Source organism: Streptomyces yamdrokensis (genome assembly GCF_053890455.1).
Genome location: NZ_CM132679.1, coordinates 4,508,263 through 4,522,529 on the forward strand (window position 1 = coordinate 4,508,263; position 14,267 = coordinate 4,522,529).

At 71.7% G+C, this 14,267-nt stretch carries 13 protein-coding genes; 9 read left to right on the forward strand and 4 right to left on the reverse strand.

Going from position 1 to position 14,267, the window contains the following annotated elements; all coding sequences use genetic code 11:
- Window positions 1-4 precede the first annotated feature (4 nt).
- From ACWZEH_RS20185 to ACWZEH_RS20195, 3 genes are all read left to right on the forward strand, one after another.
- On the forward strand, window positions 5-784 hold the full coding sequence (locus ACWZEH_RS20185; RefSeq protein WP_456192549.1) for a prepilin peptidase: 780 nt from the start codon (window positions 5-7) through the stop codon (window positions 782-784).
- Window positions 785-950: 166 nt separating this feature from the next.
- Window positions 951-2,150: a cyclic dehypoxanthinyl futalosine synthase gene (mqnC, locus tag ACWZEH_RS20190; protein ID WP_456192550.1), complete on the forward strand. Its 1,200-nt coding sequence runs from the start codon at window positions 951-953 to the stop codon at window positions 2,148-2,150.
- Between the two features lie 7 nt (window positions 2,151-2,157).
- Complete coding sequence (locus tag ACWZEH_RS20195) at window positions 2,158-2,619, forward strand: imidazolonepropionase-like domain-containing protein (protein WP_456192551.1); 462 nt, start codon at window positions 2,158-2,160, stop codon at window positions 2,617-2,619.
- Between the two features lie 87 nt (window positions 2,620-2,706).
- Here the strand turns inward: ACWZEH_RS20195 and ACWZEH_RS20200 are convergent, their stop codons facing one another.
- Window positions 2,707-3,708: a chitinase gene (locus ACWZEH_RS20200; RefSeq protein ID WP_456192552.1), complete on the reverse strand. Its 1,002-nt coding sequence runs from the start codon at window positions 3,706-3,708 to the stop codon at window positions 2,707-2,709.
- Between the two features lie 206 nt (window positions 3,709-3,914).
- Between ACWZEH_RS20200 and ACWZEH_RS20205 the strand changes: the two genes are divergently transcribed.
- The 3 genes from ACWZEH_RS20205 (at window position 3,915) to ACWZEH_RS20215 (ending at window position 7,402) form a co-directional block, all read left to right on the forward strand.
- Window positions 3,915-4,301 carry a hypothetical protein gene (locus tag ACWZEH_RS20205; RefSeq protein WP_456192553.1) on the forward strand — a complete coding sequence of 129 codons (387 nt, stop codon included), beginning with the start codon at window positions 3,915-3,917 and terminating at the stop codon, window positions 4,299-4,301.
- Window positions 4,298-6,610: a bifunctional polysaccharide deacetylase/glycosyltransferase family 2 protein gene (locus ACWZEH_RS20210; RefSeq protein ID WP_456192554.1), complete on the forward strand. Its 2,313-nt coding sequence runs from the start codon at window positions 4,298-4,300 to the stop codon at window positions 6,608-6,610. Before ACWZEH_RS20205 ends, ACWZEH_RS20210 begins: the two co-directional genes overlap by 4 nt.
- A gap of 96 nt (window positions 6,611-6,706) precedes the next feature.
- Window positions 6,707-7,402 carry a demethylmenaquinone methyltransferase gene (locus tag ACWZEH_RS20215; protein ID WP_456192555.1) on the forward strand — a complete coding sequence of 232 codons (696 nt, stop codon included), beginning with the start codon at window positions 6,707-6,709 and terminating at the stop codon, window positions 7,400-7,402.
- A 29-nt stretch (window positions 7,403-7,431) separates the two neighbouring features.
- Here the strand turns inward: ACWZEH_RS20215 and ACWZEH_RS20220 are convergent, their stop codons facing one another.
- Window positions 7,432-7,788, reverse strand: a complete 357-nt coding sequence (locus tag ACWZEH_RS20220; protein ID WP_456192556.1) for a PASTA domain-containing protein — start codon at window positions 7,786-7,788, stop codon at window positions 7,432-7,434.
- 129 nt (window positions 7,789-7,917) lie between these two features.
- Window positions 7,918-8,448 carry a GNAT family N-acetyltransferase gene (locus ACWZEH_RS20225; protein ID WP_456192557.1) on the reverse strand — a complete coding sequence of 177 codons (531 nt, stop codon included), beginning with the start codon at window positions 8,446-8,448 and terminating at the stop codon, window positions 7,918-7,920.
- 98 nt (window positions 8,449-8,546) lie between these two features.
- On the opposite strand from ACWZEH_RS20225, the gene ACWZEH_RS20230 reads away from it, so the two are divergent.
- Both ACWZEH_RS20230 and ACWZEH_RS20235 read left to right on the forward strand, forming a co-directional pair.
- Entirely contained in the window at window positions 8,547-9,830 is a 1,284-nt protein-coding gene (locus ACWZEH_RS20230) for a geranylgeranyl reductase family protein (protein WP_456192558.1), read from the forward strand.
- Window positions 9,831-9,994: 164 nt separating this feature from the next.
- Window positions 9,995-11,713, forward strand: coding sequence for a hypothetical protein (locus ACWZEH_RS20235; protein ID WP_456192559.1), 1,719 nt, complete (start codon window positions 9,995-9,997; stop codon window positions 11,711-11,713).
- A 312-nt stretch (window positions 11,714-12,025) separates the two neighbouring features.
- Here ACWZEH_RS20235 and ACWZEH_RS20240 read toward each other — a convergent pair whose 3' ends face one another.
- Entirely contained in the window at window positions 12,026-12,880 is an 855-nt protein-coding gene (locus ACWZEH_RS20240) for a C40 family peptidase (protein WP_456192560.1), read from the reverse strand.
- A 1,015-nt stretch (window positions 12,881-13,895) separates the two neighbouring features.
- On the opposite strand from ACWZEH_RS20240, the gene ACWZEH_RS20245 reads away from it, so the two are divergent.
- A complete protein-coding gene (locus ACWZEH_RS20245) occupies window positions 13,896-14,255 on the forward strand; it encodes an NADH-quinone oxidoreductase subunit A (protein WP_055570452.1) in 360 nt (119 codons plus the stop codon).
- The last annotated feature ends 12 nt before the right edge of the window (window positions 14,256-14,267 follow it).

Consider the following 14,267-nt stretch of genomic DNA (forward strand, 5'->3'; position numbering starts at 1 on the left):
ACGCATGAGCGACCTGCCGGTCCCGTCGGTCGCGGCCATCGTCCTGGTCGCCGCGCTGTGGGGGGCGGTGGCGGGCGCGCTGCTGCCCCGCGCGGTGCACCGGTTCGCCGTCCCGGCGGGGGAGGAGTGGCGCGCCCGGTGCCCCGAGGGGCATCCGCTGCGCGGGTGGCTCGGCCGGGCCCGGTGCGGACAGTGCGCCCCGCGCGCGGGCGGGGCGGGAGAAGGGACCGCCGGGGCGTCGTACGGTCCCGGACCCGCCGCCCCCGCAGCGGCCACCGCGCTCGTGTGCGCCGCCCTCGCCGCCGCCACCGGGACCCGGCCCGAGCTGGCCGTCTGGCTGCTGCTCGCGCCCGTCGGCGTGCTGCTGGCGGTCGTCGACTTCCGGGTGCAGCGGCTGCCCGACCCGCTCACCCTCCCGTTCGCCGCGGCCGCCCTCGCCCTGCTCGGTGTCGTCGCCCTGCTCCCCGAGCACGCGGGCACCTGGACGACCGCCCTGCTGGGCGCCCTCGCGCTCGGCGCCGGCTACTTCGTCCTGTTCCTGGTCAACCCGGCCGGCATGGGCTTCGGCGACGTGAAACTCGCCCTCGGCGCGGGGGCCGTCCTCGGCTGGTACGGCTGGCCGACCGTGATGCTCGGCACCTTCGCCGGGTTCCTGTTCGGGGCGCTGTACGGCGGTGCCCTCGTCGTCGCGCGGCGGGCTGGGCGCAGGACGGCGATCCCCTTCGGACCGTTCCTGATCGCCGGCGCGTTCGCCGGGCTGCTGATCGGGGCGTACACGGCGTGACGCCCGGGCAGGCGCACGGAGCCGATGCGGCCGATGGGACCGACGATCGCAGGGGCGTACGGGGCCGACGGGTGCCGGTACGCCTGACGTCAGGTGCCCCGGGCCGCTGACGTAGGCTGGCTCAGCCCGTCCACAACCCTTACGAACCTTACGAAAGGGACGCCCGGTGACCGAGAAGGCCGACCTCCAGCCCATCCTCGACCGTGCTGCCGCCGGCGGGCGGATCACCCCCGAAGAGGCGCTCGACCTCTACCGTGACGCCCCGCTGCACGCGCTGGGCGCCGCCGCCGACGCCGTACGCCGCCGCCGGTACGCGGGGACCGAGCACATCGCGACGTACATCATCGAGCGCAACATCAACTACACGAACGTCTGCGTCACCGCGTGCCGCTTCTGCGCCTTCTACGCCGCGCCGAAGGACACCGCCAAGGGCTGGACCCGCGACCTCGACGACATCCTGCGGCGCTGCGCCGAGACCGTCGAGCTCGGCGGTACGCAGATCATGTTCCAGGGCGGCCACCACCCGGACTACGGCGTCGAGTACTACGAGAAGCACTTCGCCGCCATCAAGAAGGAGTTCCCGCAGCTCGTCATCCACAGCCTGGGGGCGAGCGAGGTCGAGCACATGGCCCGGATCTCGAAGGTGCCGGTCGAGGAGGCCATCACCCGGATCCACGCGGCCGGGCTCGACTCCTTCGCCGGGGCCGGTGCCGAGCTGCTGCCCGAGCGGCCGCGCAAGGCCATCGCGCCGCTGAAGGAGTCCGGCGAGCGCTGGCTGGAGATCATGGAGATCGCGCACGGGCTGGGCGTCGAGTCCACGTCCACCATGCTGATGGGCACCGGCGAGACCAACGCCGAGCGCATCGAGCACCTGCGCATGATCCGGGACGTGCAGGACCGTACGGGCGGCTTCCGCGCCTTCATCCCGTACACCTACCAGCCCGAGAACAACCATCTGAAGGGCCGCACCCAGGCCACGGTCTTCGAGTACCTGCGGATGATCGCCGTAGCCCGGCTGTTCTTCGACAACGTCGCCCACATCCAGGGCTCCTGGCTGACCACCGGCAAGGAGATCGGCCAGCTCTCCATGCACTACGGCGCGGACGACCTCGGCTCGATCATGCTCGAGGAGAACGTCGTCTCCTCCGCCGGCGCCAAGCACCGCTCCAACCGCGTGGAGATCATCGACCTCATCCGCCGGGCCGGACGGGTGCCCGCCCAGCGGTCGACCACGTACGAACACCTCGTCGTGCACGACGACCCGGCGAACGACCCCGTCGACGACCGCGTGGCCTCCCACATCTCCTCCACGGCGATCGAGGGCGGCACGGCCCACCCGGAGCTGAAGCTCCTCACCACCAACTGATCCGCCCGTGCTGACGATTCACACGGCGGAGGTGGTGCGCCTCACCTGGGACGCCGCCGCGGACGCTGCCGAGCCGTCGACGGGCGGGGCCGTCGCCGTCGACGGCGGCCGGATCGTCGCCGTCGGGCCGCCGGCGGAGGTGGAGGGCCGGTTTCCGGGTGCCCGGATCCGGCGCTGGCCCGGGACGCTCGGGCCCGGGCGGATCCACCGGGGACCGCTTCCGGACGCGCCGAGCCCGCGTGAACGCGTCCACGAGGTGCTCAAGCGCGGCGCGGTGGCGGTACTGGCGGAGCACGCCGACGCACCCGGACTGCGCGCCGCGGCCGGACGCAACGGCGTCGTCGTCCTGCCGTCCTTGTGCCCCGAGGCGCTCGTCGTGGGTGGCCGCGCGGACCTGGCGGTCTTCGACGGCACCGGTGCCTGCGTCGCGACCGTGTGTGCGGGACGCCTGGTGCACCGCCGGCGTTGACCGGCCCGGTGCTGACGGGTCACGTCGACGGGTCCGGTGCCGGCAGGTCCGGTGCTGTCCGACCGGCGCAGACCGGCCCGTTGCCGGTCAGCCCGCGAAGGCCTTCCCGAAGGCGCCCGCCTCCTGCTCCACCCCGCTGCAGTCGGTCGCGGCATCCTCCGCGCCGGAGCCCTCCGCGCACTGCCGGTCCCGGAAGGACGACCACATCGACACCCAGGCGATGCCCTTCTCCTCCGCGAAGGCGCGCACCTGTGCCGCGTCCGCCAGGGTGAACGTCTCGCCCCCGACGTCGTTGACGCCGATCATCGACGTGAGCGCCATGCCCCGCCAGGCAGCGGTCCCCGACAAGCCGAAGACCTCCATGAGCTGGGCGTTCGCGGCCTTGGCCGAGGTGACGGCGTAGTCGCCCATGTCGCCGTCGTACGACTCCCCGTAATTCATCGTCATGAGGTTGACGGTGCGGACCCGCACGCCGTGGTCGTTGGCGGAGGCCAGCAGGTCCAGGACGTCCTCGTCGAGGCCCGAGGGCATCACCGGGACGGTGAAGGAGACCTCCAGCTCCGTACGCTCCTCCTGCAGCAGCGCGATCGCCTCCGAGCGCAGGGCCGCGGAGTCGGGGTCGGTGAGGTCGTCGCCCTCGATGTCGAAGTCGGCCCGGGTGGCACCCGCCGCGTCCAGCGCCGCGCCGTACGCCTCCGCCAGTTCCTCCGCGCTGTCACAGGCCGCGGCGAGTTCCGTACCGGACGCTCCGCCGAAGGAGACGCGGACATCGGCGCCGGACGCGGTGAGTTCCGAGACGCGGGACGTCACGGCCGTGTCGTCGATGGAACGCGTGCCGTTCCAGGCAGGGGTGCAGTCCTCACCGGAGGAGAGCACGAAGGCCAGGTTGTAGGCGGTGGGGGAGCCGGCCGCGTCCTGGCCGGCGGCCGTGGTGGCGCTGACGTAGGGGGCGTACGCGGTGACCGGCGCGGACGACGCCCGGTCTTCCCCGTCGCCTTGGTCGTCCGGGTCGGCCGGGGCCGAGCAGCCCGCCGTGGCCAGGACGAACAGACAGACGAGACCGGCGACGGATTTCAGTGGACCGCTCACGGTGTTCGCTCTCCTTCACACGTACGACGGTTCGGGTTCGGAACCGGAAACCTCGCACGGCGTCCTGTGCCCCACCTGGGAAAACAGGACCCCGGTGGGCCAAAGGCCGTGAATCCTCAGCGAAAGAAAAGGCTGGGCGCGTTTTCTTGGGCACCTCACAGCGGGGACCGGGTTTTCGGCAGGCAGGGCTGTCTACCGTCCGGGGAATGCATTCCGATCCTGCCATCGAGAGCCGCGCCGACGACGTGCGCGGGCGCCGCCGCCGCCGCGGCAAGAGGTCCGGTGAAGGGCCCGTGTTCGTCGACAGCTCCGGACGCCGGGCCAGACTGCTGCGCCGGATCGGCCTCCTGGCCGGCACCGTCTGCGTCGGCTACGCGTTCGTGCTGGGCCTGACCTTCCTGGGCATCGGCACCTCCGTGACCCCGGCCTCGCTGCTGCCCTTCGGTGACGGCCGGGGTGGCGCGCCCGGACAGGACGGGGGCCCACCGGGCGGCGGTACGGCGCCGACGGGTGCCCCGCCCACCGGTGCCCCGCCCACCGGCAGCGCCTCTCCCACGGGCAGCGCCTCTCCCACCGGCAGCGCCGCCTCATGACTCTCGACACGTCCTCGCGCGGCCGACGCCGCGCCCCCACCCGTATCGAACGCGCCGCAGGCCGGGCCGCCGCGCTCCAGCGGCCCAGGGTCCTCCTCGCCCTGCTGCTCCTGCTCGCCCTGAGCTGCGTCCTGCTGCTCGACGGCTATCTGCGCGCCGAGGTCGGCGGCGACCAGCGGGTGCGCGCCGGGGCGGACGCCGGCGACGTACCCGAGGAGGTCCTCGACGGAGGACCGATCCTCAGCTTCCCGGGTGGCCGGGCCACGACCGTGTCCGTACCGGACAGGACGATCGTGCTCACCTTCGACGACGGCCCCGACCCCACCTGGACGCCGAAGGTGCTCCAGGTCCTGGAGGAGTACGACGTTCCCGGCACGTTCTTCCTGGTCGGCTCCATGATCTCGCGCCACCCGGGCATCGTGCGGGACCTGGTCGAGCAGGGCAACGAGGTGGGTGTCCACACGTTCACGCACGTGGACCTGTCGTACCAGAGTTCCTCCCGGCTCACCCGCGAGATGGAGCAGACCCAGCTCGCCCTCGCGGGGGCGGCCGGGATCACCACCACGCTGTTCCGCGCGCCGTACTCCTCGAAGACGGACGCCATCGACGACTACAGCTGGCAGGTCTACCAGCAGCTCGGCGAGGACGGTTACACCAGCGTCTTCATCGACACCGACAGCCAGGACTGGAAGCAGCCCGGGGTGGCGGAGATCGTGAAGGGGGCGACGCCCGAGGACGGCGAGGGCGCGTCGGTGCTCTTCCACGACTCCGGCGGCGAGCGCTCGCAGACCGTCGAGGCGCTGGCGACGTACATCGAGAAGATGAAGGCGAAGGGATACACCTTCACCACCGTCAGCGGCGCCATGTCCGAGCAGCGGACCGAGGACGCCGGTGCATCCGGGCAGCAGCCCGAGAACGGCGCCGGCGCCGGGACCGAGGAGCGGGCGGACGGCGCCACCGTGCCCGGGCCGCAGCCGACCGCAGGCGTCCCCGGTGGCGGGAACCCCCTCCAGGCCGCGCACCGTGAGGCGTCCGGCGCGACGCTGTACGAGGGCAGGGCGCTCATCGCCGCCGTCGCCGTCGCGGAGTGGACGGTGCCGGTGCTGTCGGCCGGCCTGGTGGTGGTCGGCGTGGCGGTCCTCGGCCGGTTCGGGCTGATGCTGGTCCTCGCCCGGCGCCACCACCGGCAGCGCAACAGACGCCGCTTCAGCTGGGGGCCGCCCGTCACCCGCCCGGTGAGCGTGATCGTCCCGGCGTACAACGAGAAGGAGTGCATCGCCAACACCCTCCGGTCGCTGGCGGGGAGCACGCACCCGATCGAGATCGTCGTGGTGGACGACGGTTCCACGGACGGGACGGCGGACATCGCCGAGTCGCTCGGTCTGCCGAACGTCCGCGTCGTGCGGCAGGCGAACGCGGGCAAACCGGCGGCGCTGAACAACGGCGTCCGGCATGCCGGTCACGACATCGTCGTGATGATGGACGGCGACACCGTCTTCGAGCCGGACACCGTACGGCACCTGGTGCAGCCCTTCGCCGACCCCGGCGTCGGAGCCGTCGCGGGCAACGCCAAGGTCGGCAACCGGCGTACCCTCATCGGCGCCTGGCAGCACATCGAGTACGTGATGGGCTTCAACCTCGACCGGCGCATGTACGACCTGCTGCGCTGCATGCCGACCATCCCCGGCGCGATCGGCGCGTTCCGCCGCGAGGCGGTCCTCCGGGCCGGCGGCATGAGCGAGGACACGCTCGCCGAGGACACCGACATCACCATCGCCCTGCACCGCGCCGGATGGCGGGTCGTCTACCAGGAGCACGCCCGGGCCTGGACCGAGGCGCCGGGTTCGCTCAAGCAGCTGTGGTCCCAGCGGTACCGCTGGTCGTACGGCACCATGCAGGCGCTGTGGAAGCACCGCGGGTCCCTGACGGACAAGGGGCCTTCGGGCCGGTTCGGGCGGGTCGGGATGCCGCTCGTGGTGCTCTTCCAGATCGTCACGCCGGTGTTCGCGCCGCTCATCGACGTGTTCACCGTGTACTCGATGGTCTTCGTCGACTTCACGGCGGCGCTGGTGGCATGGCTGGCGGTGCTGGGGGTCCAGCTGGTGTGTGCCGCGTACGCCTTCCGCCTCGACCGCGAGAAGTACCGGTATCTGCTGATGATGCCGCTGCAGCAACTGGCCTACCGGCAGATGATGTACCTCGTCCTCATCCACTCCTGTGTCACCGCCCTGACCGGCGGCCGGCTGCGCTGGCAGAAACTGAAGCGCACGGGCGAGGTCGGCGGGGACGGGCCGGCGGGGGTCCGCTGAGGGGGAGGGCCGGCGGGCGCACGGAGCAGGGGTGCCGCTGGGCGCGGGCGGGAAGCCGGGGCTCCTGCCCGGGGAGCGGACTGCAAGAATGGGCCCGTGACCCGCGCATCCCTGAACAAGCAGCCGCACGAAGTCGCCTCGATGTTCGACCACGTCGCGGAACGGTACGACCTGACCAACGACGTGCTGTCGCTCGGCCAGGACCGGATCTGGCGCAAGGAGGTGGCCAAGGCGGTCGGCGCGCGCCCCGCGGAGAAGGTCCTGGACCTGGCGGCCGGTACGGCGACGTCCTCGCTGCCCTTCGCACAGGCCGGTGCCTACGTCGTCCCCTGCGACTTCTCCCTCGGTATGCTCCGGGTCGGCAAGCAGCGCCGGGACTGGCTGCCCTGCACCGCCGGCGACGCGACCCGGCTGCCCTTCAAGGACGACGTCTTCGACGCCGTCACCATCTCCTTCGGACTGCGCAACGTCCAGGACACGGACGCCGCGCTGCGTGAGATGCACCGGGTGACCCGGCCCGGCGGGCGCCTCGTCATCTGCGAGTTCTCGCAGCCCACCTGGGCGCCGTTCCGCACCGTGTACACCGAGTACCTGATGCGCGCGCTGCCGCCGGTCGCCCGGTCGGTGTCGTCGAACCCCGACGCGTACGTCTACCTCGCCGAATCCATCCGGGAGTGGCCCGGCCAGTCCGCCCTGGCCGGGCGGCTGCAGGGTGCCGGCTGGACGAAGGTGGCCTGGCGCAACCTCACGGGTGGCGTGGTCGCACTGCACCGGGGTCACAAGGCGGGCTGAGGCGAGCCACGCGGGGCGCGCGGGCGGAGTCAGGGCGGGCCGAGGAGTGCCGTCGCCGTGCGGGGCGCGGCCGGGTGCGGGGCTCCCGGCTCGTCCAGCTCCCGCCGGAGGCCGCCGCCGGGAGGCACCGGCCCGCGCGGTTCACGCACCCCTCCTCCGCCGTCCCCCTCCCCGAAGTCGAACCACACGTGCACCGCGGAGTCACGCGGCACCTCGGTGCCGGGCTGCGGATACTGGCGCACGACGTACTCGACGACGGTCAGGTGGAAGTCCGGCCGGTCCGGCGCCTCGAGGGACAGGCCACGCGCACGAGCCGACTCACGCGCGTCCACGGCCATCAGGCCGACCAGGCGAGGAACGCGCACCTCGGTTGTTCCGGTTCGCATACGCACGGATGTCACCCCCAGCGGTACCGGCAGCGTAGGCACGGCCACGCGCCGGAAGGAAGTATTCCGTGGCTATCCGTGACATTCAGTCACACCGGGTGAATGAACTGAAGGTTGCTGCTTCCGCTTTCAGGGGGTCAGCCGGTAGCAGTGACCCTCCCGGTGCGAGAGCGAGAGCGAGAGCGAGAGCGAGAGCGGGATCGTGAACGTCTCGGCGAGGCGCATCCCGAGCCGACGGGTGACCGCCGCCGAGCGGGTGTTGCGGGCGTCGACCATCGCGACCACGTCCCGCACGCCGGTGGCGCGCACCCGTTCCAGCGTCTGGTGCGCCGCGGCGGTGACGTACCCCTTGCCCCAGTGCTCCCGGCCGAGGCGCCGGCCGATCTCGATCCCGCCGGTCGGACCCCGGTCCCGCTCCCAGGGCTGGGCGCCCGTGAAGCCGATGACGCGGTCCGCCCCGTCGACCACGGTCCACAGGCAGAAGCCGAGTTCGGCGTCGTGCCGTCGCCGGCGGGCGGTGAGCTCCTCGTAGACCGACAACTCCGCGGCCCTGCCGCCGTGGAACTCCATGACGTCCGGGTCGGCGAGGATCCGGTGCCAGGTGAAGGCGTCCTCGTGCGTGGGTACGCGGAGCCGTACAGCGGGCAGGGCTGGGTGCATCGAGGCAGCCCTTCAGCCGGGTGATCAATTCTCCTGCATAGACTGCCCGTGTCCAGTGCCCGTCGGCACGCAGATTTCGAACCTGGGGAGAACCCGCCGTGACCGAGCCGCTCTCCGACAACACCGCCGATGTGATCGTCGTGGGCGCGGGGCCGGCCGGCTCCGCCACCGCGTACCACCTGGCCAGGTCCGGTCTCGACGTGCTCCTGCTGGAGAAGACCGCTTTCCCGAGGGAGAAGGTCTGCGGCGACGGGCTCACCCCGCGCGCCACCAAGCAGCTGGTGTCGATGGGCATCGACATCTCCGAGGAGGCGGGCTGGCTGCGCAACAAGGGCCTGCGCATCATCGGCGGCGGCGTCCGCCTCCAGCTCGACTGGCCGGAGCTCGCCTCCTTCCCCGACTACGGCCTGGTCCGCAAGCGTGACGACTTCGACGAACAGCTGGCCCGGGCGGCCCAGAAGGCCGGCGCGCGCCTGTACGAGCGCTGCAACGTGGGCGCGCCGGTCATCGACGACCGCACCGGCCGCATCACCGGCGTGAAGGCCAGGCTCGGCGAGGAGAAGCGGGAAGTCACCTTCCACGCCCCGCTGGTGGTGGCCGCCGACGGCAACTCCACGCGGCTGTCCCTGGCCATGGGCCTGCACCGCCGTGAGGACCGCCCGATGGGCGTCGCGGTCCGTACGTACTTCACCTCGCCGCGCCACGACGACGACTACCTGGAGTCCTGGCTCGAACTGTGGGACCGCCGCGGCCCGCAGGACCGGCTGCTTCCCGGCTACGGCTGGATCTTCGGCATGGGCGACGGGACGAGCAACGTCGGCCTCGGCGTGCTCAACACCTCGGACTCCTTCAAGGAACTGGACTGGCGCGAGGTCCTGAAGGCCTGGTGCGCGTCGATGCCCGAGGACTGGGGCTACACCCCGGACAACATGACCGGCCCGATCCGCGGTGCCGCGCTCCCCATGGCCTTCAACCGCCAGCCGCACTACACGCGCGGGCTGCTGCTCGTCGGTGACGCGGGCGGCCTGGTGAACCCGTTCAACGGCGAGGGCATCGCGTACGCCATGGAGTCCGGGCAGATCGCCGCGGAGGTCATCGTCCAGGCCCACGCGCGGGCGACGCCGGCCCAGCGGGAGATCGCCCTCCAGCGCTACCCGCGCGTCCTGAAGGACACCTACGGCGGCTACTACACGCTCGGCCGCGCGTTCGTGAAGCTCATCGGCAACCCGAAGGTCATGCAGATCGCCGCCCAGCGCGGCCTGACGCACCCGATGCTGATGAAGTTCACCCTGAAGCTGCTCGCCAACCTGACGGACCCCACGGGCGGCGACGCGATGGACCGCATCATCAACGGCCTGAGCAAGGTGGCGCCGAAGGCGTGACCCTCGCCGGTCGGGCCCCGGAGCCGGCGTGATCGACGCGGTGTCCGTGACCGCGCGCGACCGTGATCATTGCGTAATGCGTTCGTGGACAACTGATCGACGGAAGCAGGTGTCGAACGGAACGTACTCACCGAGGAACGTTCCGTTCGACGAAAGAGCCTTCCATGAGACAGCAGGCAAGCCGGCGGCCCGGACCGCTCAGAGCCCTGGGGCTGATGGCCGCCACGAGTCTGATCGGCGTCGGTGTCACAGGTACCGCCCAGGCGGCCGACGCGCCCCTCCCCGTGACGATCACCGGCGAGGACCGGGTCGGTCTGTCGCTGCAGTCCGACAACGGAGACCCCTCGGAACCACAGGTCGACCTGCGGCTGAACGCTCCCGGGGAGGAGTTCGAGGGCGACGGCGTCATCCCGCCCGTGTTCACCGGCGACTACACGATCCGCATCGATGCCACCGAACTGGCGGGCGTCGCCTCGGTGAAGCTCCCCTGCGACGCCGACGGCCTCGTCGCCGTCTGCACGGGCAGCGAACTGTACGCGGGCCGGCAGTACAACCGGCTCGGCGGCATCCGGCTCGACATCGGCGACGACAGTGAGGCCGGGGACTTCGGCAGCATCACCGTCACCGGTGAGGGCGAGGGCCTGGCCTTCACACCGCTCAGCATCGACGTGCTCGTCGGCGGCCCCGAGTTCCTCAACCGCAGCCTCTCGCTGCCCGAGGACCTCAAGGCGGGTGACACCTACGAGGCGCCCGTGGGCCTGCGCAACGCGGGCGGCCTGGCCGCCGAGGGCGCGGTGCTGCGGTTCCACGGCTCCCGCGGAGTGTCCTTCCCCGACTCGTTCGGCAACTGCGCGTACGCCGAGGTCACCACCGGTCCGCTGCTGCGCCGGGGCACCGACGCGATCTGCACCTTCCCGGACACCATCGAGGCCGGGACGGCGTACGCGCTGACCGATCCGCTGAAGGTACGCACCGCGGACTTCGCTCTGAACGACGTCTTCACGTACTCGTTCACGGCCCTCGCACCGGACGAGGCGGACCGTCTGCGCGCGGCCGGGGACTACCGGCCGGGTTCCGGAGCGGACCTGGAGCTGAAGGAGGTTCCCGGTGCCGACCCCGCGGACTACACCCGGTACGCGGACATGGACCTGCCCACGACGAACACCTACGACCTGGAACTGACCGGCGCCTCGGCGGACGGTGCGGCCGGGGACACCGTCACGGCGGAGATCGGCTTCCGCAACAACGGCCCGGCCTGGATCAGCGCCCAGCGTTCCGGCGGTGAGCCGATCGGCTTCACGGTGGAGATCCCCGAAGGGGCGACCGTCACCAAGGCTCCGGAGCGGTGCCGGGAGAGCACCCTCGCCGAGGGCGAGAGGGGCTACATCTGCTGGGTGAGCACCCCGCTGCTGGAGGACGCCGAGCTCGGCTTCCCGTTCGAGCTGCGCGTCGACCGGGTCGTCGAGGGTGCCAAGGCCAAGGTCGCGCTGCCCGAGTGGGACAACCCCTGGGACTCCGACCCCGCGAACGACTCCGCCTGGATCGTGCTCAACGGCTCCGACGAGCCGGGCGAGGAGGCGGGCGGCGGCACGGGCCAGACCGGCGGCGCCTCGGACGGCCCCTCCTCCGGGTCCGGTCAGGAGGGCGGTTCCGGCTCCGACTCCGCCTCCGGCTCCACCGGAACCGGCACGAACGGCGCGGACGGTACGAACGGCGCGTCCGGTGACGCCGACGGAGTCGAACCCCAGGGCGGTCTTGCGCTCACCGGCGCCGGCGGGGTGGCGCTGATCGGCGGGGCGGCGCTGCTGGCGATCGGCCTCGGCGCGGGCCTGGTCGTGTTCCTGCGTCGCGGCGCGGGGCAGACCGGCGGTGCCGCCGCCTGAGGCGCGCGGCCCTGAGCGGCGCCGTGGACGGCCGGGGCCCGAAGGGCGGTCCCCGGCCGTCCGGCGTGTGTGCGGGGTGCCGCAGGGGGGCGTCACGAGGCCGGACGGCGCTTCGCGCGGGCATGGCGGCCCGCCAGTGCGTCCCGCGCGGGGAGCAATTCGGGCGACCGGGCGATTTCGGTGCGGCGAGGGCAAGCCCTCGAGCGGAGCGGCCGGTATGCCCGAAGTGCCCCCGAAACGCCCGGACGTGAACGACGGAGAGCCGCTGCCCCCGAGCGGCAGCGGCCCTCCGGTCCGTGTGGGCGGCCCGGATCAGAGCACGCGCACCGCGCCCGACGCGGGGTAGCCGGAAAGGTCCTGGATGACGACGCCCTTGGACGGGTTGGCGGCGTCCAGGTACTGGCCGTCACCGATGTAGACACCCGTGTGGTAGGCGGAGCCCTTGCCGCCCCAGTACAGGATGTCGCCGACCTGGAGGTTGGACAGCGAGACGTCGGTGCCGACCGTCGACTGGTCCTGCGAGACGCGCGGGAGGTCGACGCCGACCTGGCGGAACGCGGCCTGCACCAGGCTGGAGCAGTCCCAGGCGTTGGGGCCCGTGGCGCCCATGACGTAGGCGTCGCCCACCTGCGCCTTGAGGAAGGAGATCACCGTTCCGACGCTGCCACTGGCCGGCGCGGAGGCGGTGGTCGTGGTGGCCGCCGCGGTCGTGGTGCCCGGGTCTGCGGTGAGGGTGACGCGCTCGGCATCGCGCGTGGCCCGCTCGGCGGCGGCCTTGCGGGCCTCCTCGGCGGCCTTCTTCTTCGCCTCGGCCTTCTCCTTGGCCTCGGCGAGGTCGGCCTTGGCCTCCTTGGCGGCCTTGGCCGCGGCGGCGTCACGCTCGGCCTGCAGCTGGTAGTTCGCGGCGGCCTGCTGGGTGGCCTCCGCGGACTGGGCGACCTGAGTGGACAGGTCGGCCGTGAGGGCGGGCAGTTCGAGGGTCTGCGTCACCGGCTCGGCGGCGACCGCCGAGGCCGACGCCCCGGCCACTGCCAGAGTGCCGAGGACGCCACCGGCAACTCCGGCCCGCATCGCCATCGTGGTCTGGGCGCTGCGGCGGGGTTTCCGGTGGCTTCGTATGTGAGCGGTGTGGGACATGGGAACAACCGGTACCAGGGGCTCCTTCATATCCACAAGAAACGTGTGCTGCGCCACAGTTGTTCAATCGTGACGCCGAAGCCCGGGTGTGTCGCTCCTTATTGACGCCGTAACGGACATTGCGGGCGCGGCGTAATGGGCCCGTGATCACGGTCTTTCATCTTTACGTCCGAATTGCCCCTCACCTACCATCGGTTGAAACGATTGGCCAAGCCCTCTTTCTGTGCCCTCTCCGTGAATGTGGCGGAGGTCACGGAACGGTCGCCCCTGTCATCGCGTCCGGTGTGCGCGCTCCGGACGGGTTGCGGATGGATTGCGGGCGGCCCGCGTCGGGATCGCGGTCGGATCGCGACGGGAGGTGCGTTCGGACCGGGCCGGACCGGGTCCGGGGCGGAGCTCGGGGGCCGGACGGGAGAGGGGTTCCGGAGCGAGCCCCGTACGGGTCCCCGGGGGGAGTTCCGGGCGCGCTCCGGATCGGCCCGGAGGGGGGGCGGCCGCATCCGGGGCGGGGCCGGGTGCGGAGGGCCGGGGTGTGGCGGGGGCGGTCGGTCGGGACGGGGTCGCGGCTCGCGGTCGGCGCCCCGGGCCCGCGGCGGGCCGCGGGCCCGGGGACTTCGTGAACGCGTGCACACGTCCACATCGCGCCCCGTATCCCCTCCGATGTGTGAACGCCTCCTCTAGCAAGCGTTCGCGTTCAGCGCCAATTTGCATGCAGAGGAACACTCTTGATAGTGGGGTCACTCTTCTGGCCTGCGACGACGCGGTAGAATGTCACTTATGGCGACCGTGCGGACGCTTCGCGTGTGAAGATCACCGCTCCTCCGGCTTCATGATCGTTCGTCAGGTGGTGGAGATCACAAAGCTTGTGCAATACCCCGTGTCGCAGATCACAGACCGGCGGGCATAGGATGCGGAGCGGTTGGGCTTGTGACCTGCTTCACATGTTCTCGATCTTCGCCGGGACGGGCGTGGTTCGTGGGACGTGTGGGGCGCAAGTGAGCCCGGCTCGCCAGCAGTCAGTGCCGACTGAGAGGAGCGAGGAGCGGTGAACGCGTATGCGCCCATCCTCGTACTGGGAGCCCTCGGGGCAGGCTTTGCGATCTTCTCCGTGGTCATGGCCACGCTGATCGGGCCGAAGCGGTACAACCGCGCCAGGCTCGAAGCCTACGAGTGCGGTATCGAACCGACCCCCACGCCGGCCGGCGGCGGGCGCTTCCCCATCAAGTACTACCTGACGGCGATGCTCTTCATCGTCTTCGACATCGAGATCGTCTTCCTTTATCCCTGGGCCGTCAGCTTCGACGCCCTGGGGATCTTCGGGCTCGTGGAGATGCTGCTCTTCGTGCTCACCGTCTTCGTGGCCTACGCGTACGTGTGGCGGCGCGGCGGCCTGGAATGGGACTGAGGGGCCTTTGAC